Origin of the sequence: Bacillus sp. CCNWLW194, assembly GCF_037120585.1 — a bacterium.
Lineage (GTDB): Bacteria > Bacillota > Bacilli > Bacillales > Bacillaceae_G > Bacillus_A > Bacillus_A basilensis.
On sequence record NZ_JBBBBL010000001.1, the window covers coordinates 539,079 to 563,202 of the forward strand.

General features: G+C 35.1%; 16 protein-coding genes and 1 pseudogene. 14 read left to right on the forward strand and 3 right to left on the reverse strand.

Annotation, left to right across the window (positions count from 1 at the left end; genetic code table 11):
- The first annotated feature begins 10 nt into the window (after nt 1-10).
- From cinA to mutL, 13 genes are all read left to right on the forward strand, one after another.
- A complete protein-coding gene (gene cinA / locus V7S50_RS02940) occupies nt 11-1,249 on the forward strand; it encodes a competence/damage-inducible protein CinA (RefSeq protein WP_242252003.1) in 1,239 nt (412 codons plus the stop codon).
- Between the two features lie 143 nt (nt 1,250-1,392).
- Nucleotides 1,393-2,424, forward strand: coding sequence for a recombinase RecA (gene recA / locus V7S50_RS02945; protein WP_001283854.1), 1,032 nt, complete (start codon nt 1,393-1,395; stop codon nt 2,422-2,424).
- A gap of 482 nt (nt 2,425-2,906) precedes the next feature.
- Nucleotides 2,907-4,469, forward strand: a complete 1,563-nt coding sequence (rny, locus tag V7S50_RS02950) for a ribonuclease Y (protein WP_063221052.1) — start codon at nt 2,907-2,909, stop codon at nt 4,467-4,469.
- A 164-nt stretch (nt 4,470-4,633) separates the two neighbouring features.
- Nucleotides 4,634-5,428 carry a TIGR00282 family metallophosphoesterase gene (locus tag V7S50_RS02955; RefSeq protein ID WP_003199419.1) on the forward strand — a complete coding sequence of 265 codons (795 nt, stop codon included), beginning with the start codon at nt 4,634-4,636 and terminating at the stop codon, nt 5,426-5,428.
- Between the two features lie 149 nt (nt 5,429-5,577).
- Nucleotides 5,578-5,838: a stage V sporulation protein SpoVS gene (gene spoVS / locus V7S50_RS02960; RefSeq protein WP_000404341.1), complete on the forward strand. Its 261-nt coding sequence runs from the start codon at nt 5,578-5,580 to the stop codon at nt 5,836-5,838.
- 70 nt (nt 5,839-5,908) lie between these two features.
- A complete protein-coding gene (locus V7S50_RS02965; RefSeq protein ID WP_149293650.1) occupies nt 5,909-6,832 on the forward strand; it encodes a dipeptidase in 924 nt (307 codons plus the stop codon).
- Between the two features lie 226 nt (nt 6,833-7,058).
- Entirely contained in the window at nt 7,059-8,816 is a 1,758-nt protein-coding gene (locus V7S50_RS02970; RefSeq protein WP_242252001.1) for a 2-oxoacid:acceptor oxidoreductase subunit alpha, read from the forward strand.
- Entirely contained in the window at nt 8,803-9,669 is an 867-nt protein-coding gene (locus V7S50_RS02975; protein ID WP_000190154.1) for a 2-oxoacid:ferredoxin oxidoreductase subunit beta, read from the forward strand. Before V7S50_RS02970 ends, V7S50_RS02975 begins: the two co-directional genes overlap by 14 nt.
- Nucleotides 9,670-10,097: 428 nt before the next feature.
- The gene (gene miaB, locus V7S50_RS02980) at nt 10,098-11,627 is read left to right on the forward strand and encodes a tRNA (N6-isopentenyl adenosine(37)-C2)-methylthiotransferase MiaB (RefSeq protein WP_242252000.1); all 1,530 of its coding nucleotides are present in this window, start codon (nt 10,098-10,100) and stop codon (nt 11,625-11,627) included.
- A gap of 3 nt (nt 11,628-11,630) precedes the next feature.
- Complete coding sequence (locus tag V7S50_RS02985; protein WP_016086647.1) at nt 11,631-12,062, forward strand: RicAFT regulatory complex protein RicA family protein; 432 nt, start codon at nt 11,631-11,633, stop codon at nt 12,060-12,062.
- Nucleotides 12,063-12,186: 124 nt separating this feature from the next.
- On the forward strand, nt 12,187-12,729 hold the full coding sequence (gene cotE / locus V7S50_RS02990) for an outer spore coat protein CotE (protein ID WP_001288800.1): 543 nt from the start codon (nt 12,187-12,189) through the stop codon (nt 12,727-12,729).
- A 181-nt stretch (nt 12,730-12,910) separates the two neighbouring features.
- Nucleotides 12,911-15,589, forward strand: coding sequence for a DNA mismatch repair protein MutS (gene mutS / locus V7S50_RS02995; RefSeq protein WP_336375959.1), 2,679 nt, complete (start codon nt 12,911-12,913; stop codon nt 15,587-15,589).
- 8 nt (nt 15,590-15,597) lie between these two features.
- On the forward strand, nt 15,598-17,541 hold the full coding sequence (gene mutL / locus V7S50_RS03000; protein ID WP_242251998.1) for a DNA mismatch repair endonuclease MutL: 1,944 nt from the start codon (nt 15,598-15,600) through the stop codon (nt 17,539-17,541).
- A 186-nt stretch (nt 17,542-17,727) separates the two neighbouring features.
- Here the strand turns inward: mutL and V7S50_RS03005 are convergent.
- Both V7S50_RS03005 and V7S50_RS03010 read right to left on the reverse strand, forming a co-directional pair.
- Nucleotides 17,728-17,926: pseudogene (locus tag V7S50_RS03005) on the reverse strand (GNAT family N-acetyltransferase); the annotation flags it as partial.
- A gap of 219 nt (nt 17,927-18,145) precedes the next feature.
- Entirely contained in the window at nt 18,146-18,325 is a 180-nt protein-coding gene (locus V7S50_RS03010; RefSeq protein WP_242251997.1) for a hypothetical protein, read from the reverse strand.
- 572 nt (nt 18,326-18,897) lie between these two features.
- Between V7S50_RS03010 and V7S50_RS03015 the strand changes: the two genes are divergently transcribed.
- Nucleotides 18,898-21,681 (forward strand): dynamin family protein, encoded by a 2,784-nt coding sequence (locus tag V7S50_RS03015; RefSeq protein WP_242251996.1) that lies wholly within the window; start codon nt 18,898-18,900, stop codon nt 21,679-21,681.
- Between the two features lie 99 nt (nt 21,682-21,780).
- On the opposite strand, the gene V7S50_RS03020 is transcribed toward V7S50_RS03015, so the two are convergent.
- The gene (locus V7S50_RS03020) at nt 21,781-23,700 is read right to left on the reverse strand and encodes an LTA synthase family protein (RefSeq protein ID WP_242251995.1); all 1,920 of its coding nucleotides are present in this window, start codon (nt 23,698-23,700) and stop codon (nt 21,781-21,783) included.
- Nucleotides 23,701-24,124 lie beyond the last annotated feature (424 nt).

The window sequence follows — 24,124 nt, forward strand, 5'->3', positions numbered from 1 at the left end:
GGGAATTGGGATGAATGCTGAAATTATTGCGGTTGGAACTGAATTATTACTTGGACAAATTGCAAATACAAATGCCCAGTTTTTATCTGAGAAGTTAGCTTCAATTGGAATTAATGTGTACTACCATACTGTAGTTGGAGATAATAACAAACGATTACAGCAGGCGATTGAAGTTGCGGAAGAACGTGCTGACATGCTTATTTTCACAGGTGGATTAGGTCCGACAAAAGATGATCTGACGAAAGAAACGATATCTTCTTGTTTGGGTGGAGAGCTTGTGTATGATGAAAAAGCATTAGCCTCAATAAGCGATTACTTTAAGCGTACAGGCCGCGAATTCACGGAGAATAATAAAAAGCAGGCGCTCGTTTTAGATGGAGCAACTGTATTTGCGAATGATCACGGTATGGCACCTGGTATGGGGTTAAATAAGAACGGAAAAGTTTATATTTTATTACCAGGACCACCAAAAGAGATGAAGCCGATGTATGTAAGTTATGTAGAGCCTTTTTTACGTAACTTTACAACAGGAGAAAACATTTATTCTCGTGTGCTTCGTTTTTTCGGAATTGGGGAATCTCAATTAGAAGTGAAAGTTCAAGATTTAATTGATAGACAAACGAACCCGACAATCGCCCCCCTTGCGAATGATGGAGAAGTGACACTACGTTTAACTGCCAAACATCAAAATGCTGATGAAGCAGCGAAACTCATCCAGCATATGGAAGATTTGATTTTAGAAAGAGTAGGAGAATTTTTCTACGGATATGACCAAGAGTTTCTGCACTATAAAGCGATAGAGTTATTGAAGAAAAAAGGATTAACTTTAGCGTGTGCAGAAAGTTTAACAGGTGGTCTCTTCGGCAATCAAGTGACAGAAAGTGCTGGTGTGTCTTCAGTATTTAAAGGCGGTGTCATTTGTTATCATAATGATGTGAAGCAACATGTTCTACATGTACCTGGGGGAGTGTTGTCTACTGATGGTGCAGTTAGTAAAGAATGTGCTTGTTATCTCGCTGAAAATGTTAAAGGTATATTAAAAGCGGATATCGGAATTAGTTTCACTGGGGTAGCAGGACCGGATGCTTCAGAACAGAAAGAGCCGGGAACGGTATTCATTGGATTGGCGATTAAGGATGAACCAACTATAGTCTTTCCTCTCCATTTAAGTGGAAGTCGTCAACAAATTAGGGAACGTTCGGCGAAATATGGATTTTATCATTTGTATAAAAAGCTAGAAGAGATGTGAGTCTCTTCTAGCTTTTTTAATGCAAAAATGGAGTTTTATTAAATGGAAAATAAAAAAATCGAATAAATGTTCGATTTTTGTTGGCAAATTGAATTGAAAATAGGTATAATAAGATTAGCAATTCAGTTAAGGAGGAATTTTGAATGAGTGATCGTCAAGCGGCATTAGATATGGCGTTAAAACAAATAGAGAAGCAATTCGGTAAAGGTTCAATTATGAAATTAGGAGAACAAGCGGAGCGTAGAATTTCTACAATTTCAAGTGGTTCTTTAGCACTTGATGTGGCACTAGGGGTAGGCGGATACCCGCGTGGCCGTATTATTGAAATTTACGGACCTGAAAGTTCGGGTAAAACAACAGTTTCATTACACGCAATCGCTGAAGTACAGCGTCAAGGTGGACAAGCAGCGTTTATTGATGCGGAGCATGCGATGGATCCTGTATATGCACAAAAATTAGGCGTTAACATAGATGAATTACTATTATCACAACCTGATACAGGGGAGCAAGGACTAGAAATCGCAGAAGCACTTGTACGAAGTGGCGCGGTTGACATTATTGTAATTGACTCTGTAGCAGCTCTTGTACCGAAAGCTGAGATTGAAGGGGACATGGGTGACTCTCACGTAGGTTTACAAGCTCGTTTAATGTCACAGGCACTTCGTAAACTTTCAGGTGCAATCAATAAATCAAAAACAATCGCAATCTTTATTAACCAAATTCGTGAAAAAGTTGGGGTTATGTTCGGGAACCCAGAAACAACTCCAGGTGGTCGTGCGTTGAAATTCTATTCAACAGTTCGTCTTGAAGTACGTCGTGCGGAGCAATTAAAGCAAGGTAACGACATCGTTGGTAATAAAACGAAAGTAAAAGTAGTTAAGAATAAAGTAGCACCACCATTCCGTGTTGCTGAAGTTGATATTATGTACGGAGAAGGTATTTCAAGAGAAGGTGAAATCTTAGATATGGCTTCTGAACTTGATATCGTTCAAAAGAGTGGTGCTTGGTATTCTTATAATGAAGAGCGTTTAGGACAAGGTCGTGAGAATTCGAAGCAATTCTTAAAAGAGAATACGGATTTAAGAGAGGAAATTGCCTTCTTTGTTCGTGATCATCACGGAATTGGTGAAGATTCTGGTGTGGAAGACACGGAAGATTCAACTCTTCAAGATTAAAAAATAAAAGACACGGGACCGTGTCTTTTATTTTTTTATCTTCTATTAAAGTGGAATATATCGCAGTGATAAAAATATTTTTTTGACTCAAATGGGATGTGTAAAGAGGAATATTTATATGTTTTAAGTAAATGAAATGGTATTTACTAAGGTTTTCCAGGATAATATGCTATCTATTTTTCAAATTCAGACAACATTCAGGGCTGAAGGTAAAGAAAGTAAAAGTAGACAACGCTTGACAATGAAAATTGCGATAGATACAATGAGAATGTATATTTTTTCTTATATACGAAATACTCTTCTCAAGAAGAGAAGTAATATTCGGAGTAAGACTTAAATCTTGCCGAAATAATAATATGACATTTTAATTGTGAAATGAAGAAAGTCCCTTAAAAAAGCGGGACGACGGTCTTTGCTGTATGTTGGTATTCAATGTACATGCCGACAGTCTTTTTTCATTCATAGCAAGGGGAGGTGAAATCATGAGTAGTACAGTTTGGATACTCATCTCCATTTTGCTTGCAACAGTCGGTGCAGTTGTTGGCTTTTTTGTTCGAAAGTCTATTGCTGAAGCGAAGATTAATGGTGCATCTAATGAAGCGAAACGTATTCTAGACGAAGCGAATCGTGAGGCTGAAGCACTTAAGAAAGAAGCGCTTTTAGAAGCAAAGGATGAAATTCATACACTTCGTACAGAAGCTGAATTAGAAATTCGTGACCGTAGAAGCGAATTACAAAAACAAGAAAATCGTTTAATGCAAAAAGAAGAGAACCTTGATCGTAAAGACGAAACGCTCGATAAACGCGAGCAACAGTTAGAAAAGAAAGAGGATTCTCTTGTAGCGAGACAACAACAGATTGAAGAGTTGGAAAGCAAAGTGGGAGAGTTAGTTCAAAAGCAACAAACAGAATTAGAGCGCATTTCCAATCTGACACGCGAACAAGCGAAAGCAATTATTCTTGGTAAAGTAGAAAGTGAAGTTTCTCATGAAATTGCCGTAATGGTAAAAGAAAGTGAAGTTCGTGCGAAAGAAGAAGCGGATAAGAAAGCAAAAGAGATTTTATCTCTTGCAATGCAAAGATGTGCAGCTGATCATGTTGCTGAAACAACCGTTTCGGTTGTAAATCTTCCAAATGACGAAATGAAGGGACGTATTATCGGACGTGAAGGTCGAAATATTCGTACGTTAGAAACGTTAACAGGTATTGACCTAATTATCGATGATACACCAGAAGCGGTTATCCTTTCTGGATTCGACCCAATTCGTCGTGAAACAGCTCGTATCGCTCTTGATAAACTAGTACAGGACGGACGTATTCACCCAGCGCGTATTGAAGAGATGGTCGAAAAATCAAGACGTGAAGTGGACGAGTATATTCGTGAAGTCGGAGAGCAAACAACGTTTGAAGTGGGTGTTCACGGATTACATCCAGATTTAATTAAGATTTTAGGTCGTTTAAAATACCGTACAAGTTACGGACAAAACGTCTTAAAACATTCTATGGAAGTTGCATATTTAACTGGACTTATGGCAGCAGAGCTTGGTGAGGATGAAAAACTAGCAAGACGTGCTGGTCTATTACATGATATCGGTAAAGCGATTGACCATGAAGTAGAAGGTAGCCACGTTGAAATTGGTGTTGAACTCGCAACGAAATATAAAGAGCATCCTGTAGTTATAAATAGTATTGCATCTCACCATGGGGACACAGAACCAACTTCTATCATTGCAGTTTTAGTTGCAGCAGCAGATGCATTATCAGCTGCAAGACCTGGAGCTCGTAGTGAAACACTTGAGAACTATATTCGTCGTCTTGAAAAGCTAGAAGAGATTTCAGAGTCTTATGAAGGCGTAGAAAAATCTTTCGCAATTCAAGCAGGACGAGAAGTTCGTATTCTGGTAAAACCAGATACAATTGATGATTTAGAAGCTCATCGTTTAGCTCGTGATATTCGAAAACGTATTGAAAATGAACTGGATTACCCAGGACATATTAAAGTAACTGTTATTCGTGAAACACGTGCAGTGGAATACGCAAAATAAAGTGGTGAAACACCACTTTATTTTTTTGTGTTGGAATTGGTTAAAATAAAGGAAATTAGTTATATATAGCATACAAATGAAACAAACTTATAATAAATATATTGTAAGGAAATCACTTGAAGCTATAGTAATAAAAAATGTAGTACATAGGAAGGGTAAGACATATGAGAATATTATTTGTTGGGGATGTAGTAGGATCTCCTGGTAGAGGTATGATTCAACAATACGTACCGGCATTAAAGAAGAAATATACACCTACAGTAACCATTATTAATGGAGAAAATGCAGCAGGTGGACGTGGAATTACAGAAAAAATATATCGAAACTTTTTAGAATGCGGGGCACAAGCGGTTACACTTGGAAACCATGCTTGGGATAACCGTGAAGTATTTGAATTTATTGATGATGCAAAATATCTTGCAAGACCAGCTAACTTTCCAGAAGGAACTCCAGGAAAAGGGCTTATCTTTGTAAACTGTAATGGAACAGAAGTTGCAGTTATTAATTTACAAGGACGTACTTTCCTTCCTCCAATTGATTGTCCATTCCGTAAAGTGGATGAATTAATTAATATTGCAAAAAAACGTACGAATATTATCTTTATTGATTTTCATGCAGAAACTACAAGTGAAAAACAAGCGTTAGGTTGGTATGTAGATGGTCGTGCTACAGCGGTAGTAGGTACACATACGCATGTTCCTACAGCAGATAATCGTATTTTACCAAGCGGAACGGCATATATCACAGATGTTGGTATGACAGGACCGTACGATGGAATTTTAGGTATGGACCGCGAAGCGGTATTGAAGAAGTTTTTAACAAACTTACCAGTACGATTTGAAGTAACAAATGGTAGAACGCAATTAAGTGCAGTGCTAATTGATGTGGATCCTAATACAGGAAAAGCTAAGAAAATTGAGCGTATCTTAATTAATGATGATCAACCATTTTTTGAGTAATTCTTGGCTAAAATTTAGATAAGTTATTATTTTTTAATTTTTTAGAAAAATTACAGAAATTTAGCAGGAATACGCGTCATTCCTCGTGAATATAAGTTAAAGTGAAATAATTGCTAATACTTTTTATAGAAACGAGGAGGAAACGCGGAATGGAAATATTAAAAGTTAAAGCAACGTCGGTCCCTAATTCTGTAGCTGGTGCACTTGCAGGTGTTATTCGCGAACGCGGAACAGCAGAAATTCAAGCTATTGGTGCAGGTGCATTGAACCAAGCGGTAAAGGCAGTAGCAATTGCAAGAGGATTTGTAGCGCCTAGTGGTTTGGACCTGATTTGTATCCCAGCGTTTACGGATATTATGATTGATGGGGAAGAACGTACAGCAATAAAATTAATTGTAGAACCTCGTTAAGCTTAAACAACCTGTTTGCAGTATGCAAACAGGTTGTTTTTATAATGGAGGAATGAAAATGAAAATGAAAATGAAAATTTTTGATGCTCATTGTGATGTGCTTCTTCAGTTATGGAGTGCACAAGGGAAAAAGAATTTTAAACATGATCCGCAATTACATATTACATTTGAACAATTAAAGAGAAGAAAAGGAAGTATACAATGTTTTGCTATATATGTGCCAGAAACAGTGGCATATGAAAACCGATTTGAAGTAGCATTACAAATGGTAGATATTTTTTATAATGAAATTTTATCCCTACCAGGTGTGAAGTTTATTCAGACAAAAGATGATATTAACATGTTAAAACAGGACGAGATTGGAGCGATATTAACACTAGAAGGATGCGAAGCAATTGGAAGAGATGCAATGAAATTACGGTTGTTGTATCGCCTAGGAGTACGTTCTTTTGGACTAACATGGAATTATGCCAATCTATTAGCTGATGGTGCGCTAGAGACACGTGGGGCAGGTTTAACGACTTTCGGTAAAGAAGTTGTACAAGAACTTAATACGTTACATGCATGGACTGATGTGTCTCATCTGAATGAAAGAAGTTTTTGGGATGTTGTAGAAAGTGCAAAAAATCCTATTGCTTCCCACTCAAACTGTATGAAACTTTGTCAGCATCCACGTAATTTAAACGATGAACAACTTAAAGCTCTTATAAAGCGAAATGGCATGATAGGTGTCACTTTTGTACCGCAGTTTTTAACAAATGAAAAACAAGCGAATATAGCAGATATAGTAAGACATATCGAATATATTTGTTCATTAGGTGGAGAGAACAATATAGGATTTGGTTCAGATTTTGATGGGATTTTAGAAACGGTTGTAAATGTATCAGCGTATCGAGATTATGAAAATGTAATGAATGAGCTTTGTAAACACTATGCTGCATCTACTGTAGAGCGATTTTTATATGATAATTTTGTTGAACATATAAGTTTTTGAGATTTTGTTTTAAAAATCCAGAAAAATTAGAATTAATTCATTTGATATTATTGCTTTTTTTAAGACCTAATACTAGAATGAAAAACAAAATAGCTTTATACTAAAGATTCAGGGAAATCAGAAGAGGCATAATTTGCGTCCGTTGTAGTTTATTTGTATAAAAAATGCTAAACTATTACTGTAAAAAAATACACTACAATGAATGCAGCCAAAAGGGGTGTAGGAGATGATTAGTCAACTTTCATGGAAAGTTGGAGGCCAACAAGGTGAAGGAATTGAAAGTACAGGAGAAATCTTCTGTATTGCATTAAACCGATTAGGATATTACCTATACGGTTACCGCCACTTCTCATCACGTATTAAAGGCGGCCATACAAATAATAAAATTCGTGTAAGTACAACAGAAGTACGCGCGATCTCAGATGACTTAGATATTTTAATTGCTTTTGATCAAGAAACAATTGATTTTAACTTCCACGAACTACGTCCGGGCGGGATTGTAGTTGCAGATGCGAAATTTAATCCGACAATACCTGACAATACAGATGTAAATCTATATGTGATACCGTTTACAGATATTGCTTCAGAATTAGGCACATCATTAATGAAAAACATGGTTGCTGTTGGGGCATCAAGTGCGGTATTAGGATTAGATGAGACAGCTTATTTAGATGTTGTTGAAGAGATCTTTGGTCGTAAAGGAGAGCAAGTTGTTCAAAAGAATATGGACGCAATTAAGCGCGGCTCTCAATATATGAAAGAGTTACTAGGTGAGAAAGTAAACATGATGCAGCTTGAAAAAGCTGATGGTAAGAAACGCATGTTTATGATTGGAAACGATGCAATCGCATTTGGTGCGGTAGCTGGTGGTGCTCGCTTTATGTCTGCATATCCAATTACACCTGCATCTGAAATTATGGAATACTTAATTAAAAAATTGCCAAAGGTTGGCGGGACAGTAATCCAAACTGAGGATGAAATCGCAGCTTGTACAATGGCAATCGGTGCAAACTATGCTGGTGTTCGTACATTAACTGCATCTGCTGGTCCAGGTCTATCTTTAATGATGGAAGCGATTGGTTTAGCGGGTATTACAGAAACGCCATTAGTGATTGTTGATACACAACGTGGTGGTCCAAGTACAGGATTACCAACGAAACAAGAGCAGTCTGATTTAATGGCTATGATTTACGGTACGCACGGTGAGATTCCAAAAATCGTAATGGCGCCAAGTACAGTTGAAGAAGCTTTCTATGATATTGTAGAAGCATTTAACCTAGCTGAAGAATATCAAGTTCCTGTTATTTTCTTAACAGATTTACAGCTTTCTTTAGGGAAACAAACGGTAGAACCACTTAAGTTAGATAAAGTGGAAATTCGTCGTGGTAAGCTTGATTTAGAAGCGGAATTGCCAGAACGTGAAAATAAAGCATACTTCAAGCGTTATGAAGTAACAGCAGATGGCGTTTCACCACGTGTTTTACCTGGTATGAAAAATGGTGTTCACCATGTTACAGGTGTAGAACATGATGAAACTGGTAAACCATCTGAATCAGCAATAAACCGTAAAGATCAAATGGACAAACGTTTCCGTAAAATGGAGAACTTGAAGTTCAATACCCCTGTCTATAAAAATGTTAAGCATGAAGAAGCAGACGTATTACTTGTTGGATTTAACTCAACTCGTGGTGCAATCGAAGAAGCAATGGAGCGCTTAGAACAAGAGGGCATGAAAGTAAACCATGCTCATGTGCGTTTAATTCACCCGTTCCCAACAGCTGAAATCGATCCACTTGTGAAAAATGCGAAGCGTGTTGTAGTGGTAGAAAACAATGCAACAGGTCAGCTTGCTAACATTATGAAAATGAATCTTGGTAACGGTGAGAAAATTTCTAGTCTTTTAAAATATGATGGGAACCCATTCTTGCCAAAAGAGATTTACAACGAATGCAAAAAAGGGGTTGTATTAAATGGCAACATTTAAGGACTTTCGTAACAGTGTAAAACCAAACTGGTGCCCAGGTTGCGGAGACTTCTCAGTGCAAGCTGCAATTCAACGTGCGGCAGCTAACGTTGGTTTAAATCCAGATGAACTAGCTGTTATTTCTGGTATCGGCTGTTCAGGTCGTATTTCAGGTTATATTAATTCATATGGTGTGCATAGTATTCATGGTCGTGCCCTTCCAATTGCACAAGGTGTGAAAATGGCAAACCGTGATTTAACAGTTATTGCATCAGGTGGTGACGGTGATGGATTTGCGATTGGTATGGGACATACAATCCACTCTATTCGTCGTAACATCGACATTACGTACATCGTAATGGATAACCAAATTTACGGATTAACAAAAGGGCAAACTTCACCACGTAGTGAAGCTGGATTTAAAACGAAAAGTACACCACAAGGTTCAATTGAACCGTCACTAAATGTTATGGAAATGGCTTTAACAGCTGGTGCAACATTTGTGGCGCAAAGCTTTTCAAGTGATTTAAAAGAATTAACACAAATTATTGAAGCTGGTATTAATCATAAAGGATTTTCATTAATTAACGTGTTCAGCCCATGTGTTACTTACAATAAAGTAAATACTTACGATTGGTTTAAAGAAAATTTAACAAAACTAAGTACAGTAGAGGGATATGATCCGTCTAATCGCATGATGGCTATGCAAACGTTAATGGAAAATAACGGATTAGTAACAGGTTTAATTTATCAAAATACAGCACAACCTTCATACCAAGAACTTGTAAAAGGCTATAGCGAGAAGCCTTTAGTGCAATCTGATTTAAATATGGATCAGAAAATGTTTGATGAGCTTGTTGCTGAATTTATGTAATGTAAGAAGAGCAGGTTGCCATTTGGCAACCTTTTTTAATGAGGAAAAATATAAGGTAGTTATATTTACTTAGAAAATTCAGAATGGTAAAATAATATATAAATCGTTGTATGAAAATTGCATGTTCATTAACTAGGAAATGTAATAATAGGATAAGCCTTCTTCTTTGTAAAAATTGGCGAAACGCTTCATACTATGGTAATGTTTATAGGGATAAAGCAATATGCTTTTGGGTAGGACAAAAGAAATACAAAAAGGGAATGTCTATTTGTGTGGGGAAGACTTCATTCTTACGGATGATTAGATTGATTACTCGAGTTTCAAAGGACAAGTTATCTCTCAAGCTATCTAACCATTTTTGAGGTGGGTCTAGGCGCATTAAAATGGACTATAGAGTGTGTATAGTTAAGGGTGAAAGGAGATTACCGATGAACGAGCAACAACGATTAGTAAGTCAACAAGCAAATTCCTCTACGAAAAAAGAAGAGAAAGATTATAGCAAATACTTTGAAAATGTATACCAACCACCATCCTTAAAAGATGCGAAAAAGCGAGGGAAAGAAGAAGTTAAAATTGAACGGGATTTTGGCTTACCTGAAGAGTTTCGCAATTTTGGTACAGGGAGAAAGTTCTATATTCGTACATATGGTTGTCAAATGAATGAGCATGATACTGAAGTAATGGCTGGTATTTTCACTGCACTTGGATATGAGCCAACCTTTTCAACTGAAGATGCAGATGTAGTATTATTAAATACTTGTGCCATTCGTGAAAATGCTGAAAATAAAGTGTTCGGTGAACTAGGTCATTTAAAGTCACTAAAACGAAGAAATCCTGACCTTTTAATTGGTGTATGTGGTTGTATGTCTCAAGAGGAATCTGTTGTAAATAAAATTATGCAAAAAAATCAGCATGTAGATATGGTGTTTGGGACGCATAATATTCATAGATTACCGTACATTCTAAAAGATGCAATGTTCTCGAAGGAAACGGTAGTTGAAGTTTGGTCAAAAGAAGGGGACGTAATTGAAAACCTTCCGAAAGTACGCCGTGGTGATATTAAAGCTTGGGTAAATATTATGTATGGCTGTGATAAGTTCTGTACATATTGTATCGTACCGTATACACGCGGAAAAGAGCGAAGCAGACGTCCAGAAGACATTATCCAAGAAATTCGTCATTTAGCTGCGAATGGTTATAAAGAAATTACGTTACTTGGACAAAACGTAAATGCATATGGTAAAGACTTTGAAGATATAGAATATGGTCTAGGCGATTTAATGGACGAACTCCGTAAAGTTGATATAGCCCGTATTCGTTTTACAACGAGCCACCCACGCGATTTCGATGATCACTTAATTGAAGTGCTTGGAAAAGGTGGAAACTTAGTAGAACATATTCACTTACCAGTTCAATCTGGAAGTACAGATATGTTGAAAATTATGGCGCGTAAATATTCACGTGAGCATTATTTAGAACTTGTAAGAAAAATTAAAGAAACAATTCCAAATGCAGTATTCACAACTGATATTATCGTCGGTTTCCCAAATGAAACAGATGAGCAATTTGAAGAAACGATGTCGTTATATCGTGAAGTAGGATTTGATACTGCCTTTACCTTTATTTATTCACCGCGCGAAGGTACACCAGCTGCAAAAATGAAAGATAATGTACCGATGGAAGTGAAAAAAGAACGTCTTCAACGCTTAAATACACTAGTAAATACGTTGGCAATTGAAAAGAATAATCGTTACAAAGGTCAAATTGTAGAAGTGTTAGTTGATGGGGAAAGTAAAAATAATCCAGAAGTACTTGCAGGTTATACTCGTACGAATAAACTTGTAAACTTCGTCGCTTCAAAATCTTTAATTGGTCAGCTTGTGAAAGTAAAAGTAACGGAAGCAAAAACTTGGTCTCTTAACGGGGAATTAGTTGAAGAGCCGATTGAGGTGGAATAATAGATGAAAGCATATTCGAAAGATGAAATTGTTGAACAAGCGAAAGAATTAGCAAAAATGATTTCTGAAACAGAAGAAGTTGATTTCTTTAAGAAAGCAGAGGCGCAAATTCATAAAAATGAAAATGTAAAGCGCGCAATTGATGAAATAAAAGCACTGCAAAAGCAAGCAGTAAATTTGCAGCATTACGGGAAATGGGAAGCTTTGAAAAAAGTAGAAGCTGAAATTGATGCCCTGCAAGATAAGTTAGACAGTATTCCAGTCGTACAAGAATTTAAATCTTCACAAACATACGTAAATGACTTACTACAGCTAGTTGCAAGTACGATTTCTAACAACGTAACAGATGAAATATTAATTTCAACTAATGGCGATGTATTGAAGGGTGAAACGGGTGCAGCGGTAGAAAGTAAAAAAGGAAATTGTGGTTGTTAAAGAGATGTCGAATTGACATCTCTTTTTTTAGTGGATTAAACGTAGTTCTTCTCGAAAAAAGAATGACACATTCCGCTATTGTCACGCATATGATTAAGTGAATAGTGATTGAGGAGGGTTACGAATGTCCGAATTTAGAGAGATTATTACAAAAGCAGTGGTTGGAAAAGGACGTAAGTATACAAAGTCAACGCATACATGTGAATCGAATAATGAGCCAACAAGTATTTTAGGGTGCTGGGTAATTAACCACTCGTACGAAGCAAGAAAGAACGGAAAGCATGTGGAAATTGAAGGTTTCTATGATGTGAACACTTGGTATTCATTTGATGGCAATACAAAGACAGAAGTTGTAACAGAACGTGTGAACTACACGGATGAAGTAAGTATTGGGTATCGTGATAAAAACTTTTCTGGTGATGATTTAGAAATTATTGCTCGTGTCATTCAGCCACCAAATTGTTTAGAAGCTCTTGTGTCACCAAATGGTAATAAAATTGTTGTAACTGTAGAACGTGAATTTGTAACAGAAGTAGTTGGCGAAACGAAAATTTGTGTAAGTGTAAATCCTGAAGGTTGTGTAGAATCAGACGAAGATTTCCAAATCGATGATGATGAGTTTGAAGAGTTAGATCCGAACTTTATCGTTGATGCAGAAGAAGAGTAATAGAAAGCTAGGGAGAAGTTCTTCCTAGCTTTTTACTTTACATAAGTAGTGCTTGAATGAACATGGTTCCTTATGAAATGTGCTATAATGAAGAAAGACTCCTGAAATAGGAGATATGGATGTCCGTGAAATGTGACATATATGAAAATTGATTACTATGTAAGAATTATGGAGGAAAAGTATGACGCAATATACCCCTATGATACAGCAATATTTAAAGGTTAAGGCAGACTATCAAGATGCCTTTTTATTTTTCCGATTAGGTGATTTTTATGAAATGTTCTTTGAAGATGCGATTAAAGCAGCTCATGAGCTTGAAATTACATTAACGAGCCGAGATGGTGGTAGTAGTGATCGTATACCGATGTGCGGTGTACCGCATCATGCAGCTAAAAATTATATTGAGCAACTTGTTGAAAAAGGATATAAAGTAGCTGTTTGTGAGCAAGTGGAAGATCCCAAAACAGCTAAAGGTGTAGTGCGCCGTGAAGTAGTACAACTAATTACGCCAGGAACGATGATGGAAGGGCGTACGATTGATGAGAAAGAAAATAACTTCTTAGCAGCATTAACACATTTTGAAGATGGATCGTATGCTTTAGCTTGTAATGATTTAACGACTGGACAAAATACAGTAACGTTGTTAACAGGTTCAGTAGAAGATATTTTATTAGAAGTGTATGCAACTGGTTCAAAGGAAATTGTTGTAGATTCTTCATTTTCTAAAGATGAATTAAATAAATTAACTGAAACATTAAAAATGACAATTTCATATGAAGATGCAACGGCAATTCCTGAAGGATTAGAACATCTTGTGAAAAATGTTTCGCAAGCAAAGTTAATTAAAGCAATTGGACGCTTATTTAACTATGTGATAAGAACGCAAAAACGTTCATTAGATCATTTACAACCAGTAGAAATTTATTATACAAATCAATTTATGAAAATTGATGTGCATTCAAAGCGAAATTTAGAGCTGACAGAAACACTTCGAACGAAAGAAAAAACAGGATCATTATTATGGCTATTAGATAAAACAAAAACAGCTATGGGTGGTCGTATGTTAAAACAGTGGATGGAACGTCCACTTATTCAGAAAGAAAAAATTGAAGAGCGTTTAGAAATGGTTGAAACATTTGTAAATGATTACTTCTTACGTGAAGATTTAAAAGAAAAACTAAAAGAAGTATATGATTTAGAACGTTTAGCAGGGAAAGTTGCATTTGGTAATGTGAATGCACGGGACTTATTACAGTTAAGACGATCTTTACTTCAAGTACCAGCTATTTTAGAAGCGATTAGTTTGTTAGATGATACTTATGCAGCAAGGTTAATTCAAGGGGCGGATCCATGTGAGAGCTTAACTGAATTACTAGGAAGAAGTATTCAAGAAAACCCACCGCTTTCTATTAAAGATGGAGATATTATTAAAGACGGTTATAATGACAAGCTTGATCAATATCGTTACGTTAGTAAAAACGGAAAAACGTGGATCGCTGAGCTTGAAAAACGAGAGCGTGATATTACAGGAGTTAAATCGTTAAAAATCGGGTACAACCGTATTTTCGGCTACTACATTGAAGTGACGAAGGCGAATCTTGCAGCACTTCCAGAAGGGCGCTATGAGCGTAAACAAACACTTGCTAATGCGGAACGTTTCATTACAGATGAACTGAAAGAAAAAGAAACATTAATCTTAGAGGCAGAAGAAAAAATTGTACAACTAGAATACGATTTATTTACAGCGCTTCGTGAAGAAGTAAAAGTATTTATTCCGAAATTACAACATTTAGCGAAAGTAATTAGTGAATTAGACGTACTGCAAAGTTTCGCGACAGTTAGTGAAGAAGAACAGTTTGTAAAACCTGTACTAACAACGAAGCGCGAAATCTTTATTAAAGATGGTCGTCATCCTGTCGTTGAAAAAGTATTGAACGGGAAATTGTATGTACCGAATGATTGTATTATGCCAGAGAAGATGGATGTCTTTTTAATTACAGGACCGAACATGTCTGGTAAAAGTACGTATATGAGACAATTAGCACTTGTAACTGTTATGTCGCAAATCGGTTGTTTCGTACCAGCAACAGAAGCAATATTACCTGTATTTGATCAAATCTTTACGAGAATTGGTGCAGCGGATGATTTAATATCAGGCCAAAGTACATTTATGGTCGAAATGTTAGAAGCGAAAAATGCAATTGCAAACGCATCAGAAAGAAGTTTAATTTTATTTGATGAAATTGGACGCGGTACATCTACGTATGATGGGATGGCGCTTGCACAAGCAATCATTGAACATATTCATGACCAAATTGGTGCAAAAACGTTATTCTCTACGCATTATCATGAATTGACAGTGTTAGAAGAGAGTTTAGATCAACTGAAGAATGTACATGTTTCAGCTATTGAAGAGAACGGAAAAGTAGTATTCCTTCATAAAATTCAAGATGGAGCAGCTGATAAAAGTTACGGAATTCACGTTGCGCAACTTGCGGAGCTTCCAGATAGTTTAATCGCTCGCGCGAAAGAAGTGTTAGCACAACTAGAAGGACAAGAAGAAATTATTATTCCAAAGCGTGTAGAAGTGAAAGTGCAAGAGCAAGAAGTTATTCCAGAACCTGTAGTTGTAAAAGAAGCGCCAGTAGAAATACAAGAGACGAAAGTAGAGACTGAAGAAGAATCGCAACTATCATTCTTTGGTGGAGAACAGTCTTCGAAAAAACAAGACAAGCCAGTTCTAGATGCAAAAGAAACGGCAGTACTTGCGCAAATTAAAAAAATTGATTTACTTGATATGACACCTTTAGAAGCGATGAATGAACTGTATCGCTTACAGAAAAAGTTAAAGAAAGGATGAGTAAGTAGATGGGGAAAATTCGCAAACTCGATGACCAACTCTCTAACTTAATTGCGGCAGGGGAAGTAGTAGAGCGACCTGCCTCAGTCGTAAAAGAACTTGTGGAAAATTCTATCGATGCGAATAGTACATCTATTGAAATCCACTTAGAAGAAGCTGGTTTATCGAAAATTCGCATCATTGATAATGGAGATGGCATTGCAGAAGAAGATTGTATCGTCGCCTTTGAACGACATGCGACGAGCAAAATTAAAGATGAAAACGATCTGTTTCGCATAAGAACACTCGGTTTCCGTGGCGAGGCATTGCCGAGTATTGCCTCTGTTAGTGAATTAGAATTAATCACTAGCACAGGTGATGCGCCTGGTACACACCTTATTATTAAAGGTGGAGACATTATAAAGCAGGAAAAAACAGCGAGCCGAAAAGGAACAGATATTACAGTACAAAACTTATTCTTTAATACACCAGCGCGTCTAAAATATATGAAAACCATTCATACAGAGCTTGGGAATATTACAGATATTGTGTATCGTATTGCAATGTCACATCCAGAAGTATCATTAAAGCTGTTTCATAATGAAAAGAAATTGCTTCATACATCAGGAAATGGTGATGTAAGACAAGTACTTGCATCGATTTATAGCATTCAAGTTGCGAAGAAGCTTATTCCGATTGAAGCACAATCTTTAGATTTCACAATTAAAGGTTATGTAACATTACCAGAAGTAACGAGAGCATCTCGAAATTATATGTCAACAATCGTAAATGGCCGTTACGTTCGAAATTTCGTATTAATGAAAGCCATTCAGCAAGGATATCATACATTACTACCAGTCGGACGATATCCAATCGGCTTCTTATCAATTGAAATGGATCCAATGCTTGTTGACGTTAACGTACATCCAGCGAAATTAGAAGTTCGTTTTAGTAAAGAACAAGAACTGCTAAAGCTTATCGAAGAAACATTGCAAGCGGCATTCAAAAAAATACAGCTCATTCCAGATGCAGGTGTAACAACGAAGAAAAAAGAAAAAGATGAAAGTGTGCAAGAACAATTCCAGTTTGAGCATGCGAAGCCGAAAGAACCATCCATGCCGGACATCGTTTTACCGACTGGTATGGATGAAAAACAAGAAGAACCAATAACTGTGAAACAACCAGCACAACTGTGGCAACCGCCGAAACAAGAATGGCAACCACCACAGTCGCTCGTAAGGGAAGAACAAAGTTGGCAGCCATCTACTAAACCGATAATGGAAGAACCAATTCAAAAAGAGAAATCGTGGAACAGTAACGATGAAGACTTTGAATTAGAGGAATTGGAAGAAGATGTTCAGAAAATAGAAGAGATTGAGATGAACGGTAATGACTTACCACCGCTTTATCCAATTGGGCAAATGCACGGAACATATATTTTCGCTCAAAATGATAAAGGCTTATATATGATTGACCAGCATGCCGCGCAGGAACGTATTAATTATGAATACTTCCGTGATAAAGTAGGACGAGTAGCACAAGAAGTACAAGAACTACTTGTACCGTACCGTATTGATTTATCTCTTACCGAATTTTTACGTGTTGAAGAGCAGCTAGAAGAACTAAAAAAAGTCGGTTTATTCCTGGAACAATTCGGCCATCAATCCTTTATCGTCCGCTCGCATCCAACGTGGTTCCCGAAAGGACAAGAAACAGAAATTATCGACGAAATGATGGAGCAAGTCGTCAAACTAAAAAAAGTTGATATTAAAAAGTTGCGTGAAGAAGCCGCTATCATGATGAGCTGTAAAGCTTCCATTAAAGCAAATCAATATTTAACGAACGATCAAATATTTGCTTTACTGGAAGAACTTCGTACAACAACAAACCCATACACATGTCCGCACGGAAGACCGATTCTTGTGCATCATTCTACTTATGAGTTGGAGAAGATGTTTAAGAGGGTTATGTAGGGATAATATATTGAGGTCAAAGTTAATCTTACTGAGTTAAAAATAAATTATAAAAAAGATGTTTTCGGTATAATGCCGAAAACATCTTTTTGTTTGTGTCAATTGGATCATTTTTTATAAAAAGTTGGATTATTTCCTGCCGATATTGCTCAACAATCCCGCCTGGTAGCTTAATAAGAAAAGCTTTTATTCAAATACAACCATTTCCCCGACATCTATAAATTCAAATCGCTTATAAATATTTTTCCCATCATCTGAAGCTTGTAATACAACTGGCTTTTGTTTGATTTAGAAGAAATTGAAACATGTCACTGCCAATTCCTTTACCTCTAAATGTTTCTTTTGTCATGACATCATAAATAACATAACTATCTGGCGGAGTGATTTTGTAGTTTATTTAAATTTGAGCGTATCAATCTTAAGGTTGTAAGTAGTTCTAGACTAAGATAACTTTGATTTATCTATGTATAAAAAAGCGCTGTATATCAGCACTTTTTAAAGGTACGTAAATTGTATAATAAAGATTTCTACATTACTAAACACATAACTATGAATGGCCAAATATTGATTCTTATTTGGCTAATTGTCATAAGGATCAATATCATTATTTATTTTTATTAATTTTTTCCGTATATAACACCTGTTCTTTATAGTGCTTCTTAATTGGGAAAGTGTGTGTACCAGAGCCGTTTTTAAAATTTTTATTGATAGGATTCTTTAGAGGGATTGTTGTAGTTTCTGTAAATTCATATGGGTAGTTGATTTTAGATTTATCTTCAAACATGAAAATGCCTCCTTTTAGGATTTCCTGAATTCTTTACTATAACATGATATGCATATAGATTTTTTTTGGACTAGTTATTTATAGAGGTTAATGGAATTTAATTACGTAACTACTGAAGTATTTTAAAGGAAAACAATTCGAGAAAGATATTGTGTGAATAGCCACTCGCTATTATTGTTGTTTAAGTTATCATGGTATATTTGAAATTCACGTAGCATATCAGTTTATCTAACAAGCACTATGTGACGAGTTCTTTTATATAGGTGAAGTTAATTGTGCATATATATTCGTTATAAATTGTTTTTATAATGTAATCCATATAGGTTTTTCCTGATAATATAATGTGGGATATTATAGTTTTATTAGGTTATTAGGAACATTTAATGCTGTTTCACAACTGAAAGGGAATTGAAAAAAAACTGAAACTTTTCTCATAAAAATTCAATCTAACTTGAAAAATGAAAGGAAAATGAAATTTTTCACAAGATATTCTTTGTTAAGATAAAAAGCATACATAAATAAAGTGTTGACATATCTTAAAAATGTATTTTCAAGATATAGTGGGGGAAAAGATGAGATTAGAAAAACAATTAATAAAAAAGATGTATTATGAAACATTCCTAATGGAGAATGAAACAAAACCAACTCTTGACGTACTTGGACAAGCTTATGTAAACGAAGAAAAAAATGAGATTTCTGATGGATCTTATATTCGTTTTGCGCAAGGTGAATTTTATTATCGCCATCAAGATTTTGAAGCAGCTATTTTTAAATGGGAGAAGGTTAGTAATGAATTAGCACCATGGGCACAAAAAAATATTGCGGATGCTTATTTCGAACTTAATCAATTATCAGTTGCTGAAAATGTTTATACTTCCATTACTACTGATAATAAAATATTGATGACCGAGATTGGACTACAATTACTTTCTCTTTATATAGAGCAAAATAATTTTGACTCAGCTTTCTCTGTTATTAAAGAAGCAGTTTCCTTAAATCCTGATTATCCAAATGTCACAAAAATTGCCCGTTCTTTTTATGAGGAACAGCAAGATTTTGATAGTGCAGTAGAGCTTGCTGTGAATGAGTTAATTCGAACAGAATCTTATCCATGGTTTGAGGTGTTAAAAGGATATATTGATAAAGGATTTACTAAACATATTTCACCAGATTATTTTTATGATGCATTAATTACATTAAATAATGTAGATCAAGTACAATTTACACAAATGGTTTCATCACTTTGGAACAGTTATAGAAATGAACAAAATTACTTATTATGGCTTAATACAATAAATGAATTTTTCTTACATATTGAAATACATTCGTCCGATATATGGGACAAAATTTCTTCTCTTTACGAAGAAACGTACTTTGCATTAATTCAAGGGCAATATATGCTTAGACAATTACACGATATCATTCCAAATCTTTTAACGAATTGGTTAAAAGTAGTCAATCCATCTTATGCTGTATTTCCATCAGCAGCTGTATTGGCATGGGAGGAGATTTTCCCTTCCAAAATAGATTCAGCAAATATAAAACATGCGGAAAACCTAATGTCATATTCTATTAATCATGTGAATGGTTTAGAGTACAGTTTACATCTTTTTGATTCTATTACACAGTGGGCACAAAAGCACAATATAGAAATAGGTCACCGATTTAGATGGTTAGTTGACGAACTCGCAGATTTAAGAACAACTCGTATTTTAGTAACGGGAACTTCAGGGAACGGAAAAACTACATTTATCAACTCTATATTAGGAGAAAATATATTAGAAAAATCAATTTCAAATGTAGTAGTTTTAAAAAATGATGCTCATACAGAAATTAACGCCATAACAGACGCTGCAATTACAACAACGGAAGATGTCTCTGATTACCATAATATGATGTCTCAGCACCATCAAACATATAGAGATAGAGCATGTGTTGAATTTAAATTACCATGCAGATTTTTAAGTGAAAATAAACTTACATTTGTAGTTACACCTGGCTTTAATAGGAATAACGACACTAGGGATGAGGTATTTGAATATCTAAATTCTGTGGATGAATTATTGTTTGTATTGAATGCGGATTCACCTTTTACTGATAAAGAGCGTGATATTCTATTAAGCATTCAAGAACATACACCAAATTTACAAGTGCATTTCTTATTAAATAAAATCGATAACATCTATAGTGAAGCAGAAGTGAAAAGAGTATTACATGATACGGCAGCGAGAATAAACACATATTTCCCGCATGCGAGAATTTTCCCTTACTCTTCGTTATATACAAGTAGTCAGCAATTGAATGAATTAACAGAGTTTATTCATTTTAACTTTAATCATAAAAATATCGATGCAGAACGTACTGAAAAGCTATTGTTTTTCATTCGAAAAACAATTACATATCTTTTAGATAAACGAGTTGAGAAAGAAAATAATCTAGTGGATGCTATGAATTGGAATGAGGATATGCTAGTGAAACTAAACGGTAGCATTAATAACCTTACTGCATTTGAGAGGGAAAAAATTCATTTCATTACACAATCATATCGTTCAATGAAGACTGAAATTACAAATGATCTTACCGAAAATATTCCGAAGATATTAAAGAGCTGTTCTAATTTAATTAGTGAAGAAAGCGATTTCGGGCGCATGGATACGGAACTAAATAAAGCAATGAATGAAAGAGTACATAAATATTTAGAACAAACTGTATTACCTAATCTTGCTCTTTCTATGCAAAATTGGATTGCAACTTCTAATAATGAGCTTCTTCAAAGTCAAACGTATTTAGAAGAACTTAGTGAAGGGCTTAATTCACTATTTGGAGAAAATAGAATACAGTTAGAATGTGACTTTAAAGTGCTTGATGACTGGCGTAGAGATACTGACAGGATGACGACTAGAATACAAATGGATGAAGTAAATATTTTACGTCGATTTACGCCAGCACAATTTTTACTGAAAAGTGCCGGTAAATTATTTGGAGTTCTTCCTAAAAATAAATCTATGCTGTATAACAAATACAAACAGTATGTAGAAAATGAAGATTATACCGAGGTAACGGATTCTATTATGAAGAAGTTTTTCTTGCAATTTGAGCTGTTTGAAAACACACAAGAGCGAGATATTAATATATTCTTTAGGAATCCATTTAACTCCTTGAAACAAGCTGTAGAAAATATGCAATTAGAAATACAAGAAAAACAAGAGATGTTACATAAAATGAAATCAAATCCTGAAGTTTATCATGATTCTATCGTGCTCTTTGAATTGAGATTACGTCAATGTGAAGCGATTTTACATATAGGTGATGATCATACCTATACAGATGTAACTTTAGAAACAAGCGTAGAATAAAAGTTAAAAATTTCAGGTTTTTTATATGAAATTGCATCATGTGTTATAAGAGAATAAAAGGGAGCAACTGTAATGAGTTGCTCCCTTTTTATATTTAGATTATTTTTCTATTTCTTTAATTTTAGTTTGTACTTCGCCAGTTTTAATTTTATTACTTTCTGAGAAACGTAATAAATCGCCTTCAATAATTTTGTCAGACATTCGTAATTCATTTTGTGCACGGTTAATGAGTGCTTGCGCTTCTTTCTTTGGTAAATTTACAATTTCACCTGTTATGCGGTCATAGAAAATATTGTTTTTGTAAGCATACTTGTCTGTAACGAAGCTACCATCACGTAAAACAACAAAGCCAGTATATTCATCTGAAAACATATCATGACCAAAACGAATATCGTTCGTAGTATCAATTCCTAATAAATTTAGAATAGTAGGTTTCATATCAATTTGCCCCGTAGGCTTTGCAATAGTTTGACCTTCTGTCTGTCCAGGGATATGAATATATAAAGGTGTGCGTTGTAAATTTAAAGTGTCAAATTCTGTTATTTGATCTTTTTCTAAAAACTGTGCCATTGCGCGATTATGTTTTTCAGAAATGCCATAATGATCACCATATAAAACAATAATAGAATCATCATACATTCCCTCGGCTTTCAAACGCTCAATAAATTTTTTAATTGATTCGTCTAAGTAACGTGCTGTTACGATATAACGATCAAATACGCCATTACCAGAGTTGTATGGTTCAATGAATTTTGTATCTTCATCATACGTAAATGGATAATGGTTTGTTAGAGTAAGGAAACGAGCGTAAAATGGTTGATTAACAGTTTTTAATATATCTACTGATTGTTCAAAGTATTCGATATCTTTTAAGCCCCAATTTAAATTTGTTTCAGGCGTAATTTTGTAATCAAGTTCATTATAGTAACGATCATAACCGAGAGCAGAGTACATGATATTACGATTCCAAAATGTTGCGTTATTCGCATGGAATACAGAAGTGAAATAACCTTGCTGACGTAAAATTTCTGGAGTCGCAGTATAATCGTTGTTACCGTGTGTGAAGAATACAGCTCCTCGATTTAATGGATACAACGACGTATCGATGAGAAATTCAGAATCGGATGTTTTTCCTTGTCCAGTTTGATGGAAAAAATTATCAAAGTAATAGCTTTCATTTATGAATTCATTCAAGAATGGCGTAACTTCTTGGCCATTGACTGATGTACCTATTAAAAAGGTTTGCAAGGATTCAAGAGTAACGACAATTACGTTTTTTCCTTTCGCTGCACCAAACATATTAGGGTTTGGTTCACTTTGGTTTACCTTTACATAGTTTTCTGTTTCTTGTAATTTGCTACTATCAGCAAGTGCTTTTTGTGATCCTGCTTTTACTTGCAGTGTTAAGTCATATACTTGATGAGTGTATATTCCTAAATTTTTAACAAGCATGACTCGGTCGAATGATCTCGTTAATAGTTCAGGTCGTTCTTTTTCTGCAAGATGTAGATTTGCAGAAAATACACCAATTGTTAAGAGAAAATATAACAAGCGTGCCGAATGAGTTACACGTCCTGTTTGGAAGACTAGTGACTTCTTCTTTAATAAAATAAAGAAGAAAATAATGTCTACGAATGCGAGAATAATTTTGTAGTTCAATATTTCTATAATACTGCCGCCTAATTGGCCGAAGTTTGATGTTTGTCCAAGTACTGGTAACGTAACGAAATCACTATAAAAATCATAGAACATTACATTCCCAACGAGAACAATTGTTAATAAGAAATTGATACATAGCGCGATATAATTTCGTTTTTCACCGGTTGCAAATAATGCTAGTCCGACAAAAGCTAATGATGTAGCGAGTGGGCTAATAAACAAAATAAGCTCTTGTGTAGAAGACTCAATTTTTAAATCAAAACTGAATCGCGTAATAAGATATGTTTTTAACCATACTGCTAAAGCGATTATTAAAACAAAGCTTATATTTTGCATTTGTAAATTGATTTTATTTTTCATTTTTACTCCTTCTTTATACAATTTATTTAACTTGTGTTATATATTATATTTTTATAACTATTAGAGTGTAATGAACCATTTAACTAATGGTTTCTAAAGGTAATAATATGAAGTATTCACATACGTACAATGGGGAATTTTAAAGCACAAATCTATTTTTTAGAAGCAGAACAGAAAAAGTCATAGTTGTAGTAAAAAATACTTATAGACATCCTAACATATTAAACACTATGATGATGTTACAAAATATCGAACAAATGAAAGTGGAAACGAATAGAGACTTGTAAAACTGTTGACATTCCATTTGTTAGAATGGAATGTCAATAGTTTTACATACATAGTTATGTTACATATGTATCTCATAAAATCCCGATTCTTTGCGGGATAATCGTTAGCGGGGGAGGGATAAGGTACATAAATAAAG

Coding starts and splice junctions, on each gene's coding strand:
- cinA (WP_242252003.1), top strand. CDS start 11: ATGAATGCTGAAATTATTGCGGTTGGAACTGAATTATTACTTGGACAA.
- recA (WP_001283854.1), top strand. CDS start 1,393: ATGAGTGATCGTCAAGCGGCATTAGATATGGCGTTAAAACAAATAGAG.
- rny (WP_063221052.1), top strand. CDS start 2,907: ATGAGTAGTACAGTTTGGATACTCATCTCCATTTTGCTTGCAACAGTC.
- V7S50_RS02955 (WP_003199419.1), top strand. CDS start 4,634: ATGAGAATATTATTTGTTGGGGATGTAGTAGGATCTCCTGGTAGAGGT.
- spoVS (WP_000404341.1), top strand. CDS start 5,578: ATGGAAATATTAAAAGTTAAAGCAACGTCGGTCCCTAATTCTGTAGCT.
- V7S50_RS02965 (WP_149293650.1), top strand. CDS start 5,909: ATGAAAATTTTTGATGCTCATTGTGATGTGCTTCTTCAGTTATGGAGT.
- V7S50_RS02970 (WP_242252001.1), top strand. CDS start 7,059: ATGATTAGTCAACTTTCATGGAAAGTTGGAGGCCAACAAGGTGAAGGA.
- V7S50_RS02975 (WP_000190154.1), top strand. CDS start 8,803: ATGGCAACATTTAAGGACTTTCGTAACAGTGTAAAACCAAACTGGTGC.
- miaB (WP_242252000.1), top strand. CDS start 10,098: ATGAACGAGCAACAACGATTAGTAAGTCAACAAGCAAATTCCTCTACG.
- V7S50_RS02985 (WP_016086647.1), top strand. CDS start 11,631: ATGAAAGCATATTCGAAAGATGAAATTGTTGAACAAGCGAAAGAATTA.
- cotE (WP_001288800.1), top strand. CDS start 12,187: ATGTCCGAATTTAGAGAGATTATTACAAAAGCAGTGGTTGGAAAAGGA.
- mutS (WP_336375959.1), top strand. CDS start 12,911: ATGACGCAATATACCCCTATGATACAGCAATATTTAAAGGTTAAGGCA.
- mutL (WP_242251998.1), top strand. CDS start 15,598: ATGGGGAAAATTCGCAAACTCGATGACCAACTCTCTAACTTAATTGCG.
- V7S50_RS03010 (WP_242251997.1), bottom strand. CDS start 18,325: ATGTTTGAAGATAAATCTAAAATCAACTACCCATATGAATTTACAGAA.
- V7S50_RS03015 (WP_242251996.1), top strand. CDS start 18,898: ATGAGATTAGAAAAACAATTAATAAAAAAGATGTATTATGAAACATTC.
- V7S50_RS03020 (WP_242251995.1), bottom strand. CDS start 23,700: ATGAAAAATAAAATCAATTTACAAATGCAAAATATAAGCTTTGTTTTA.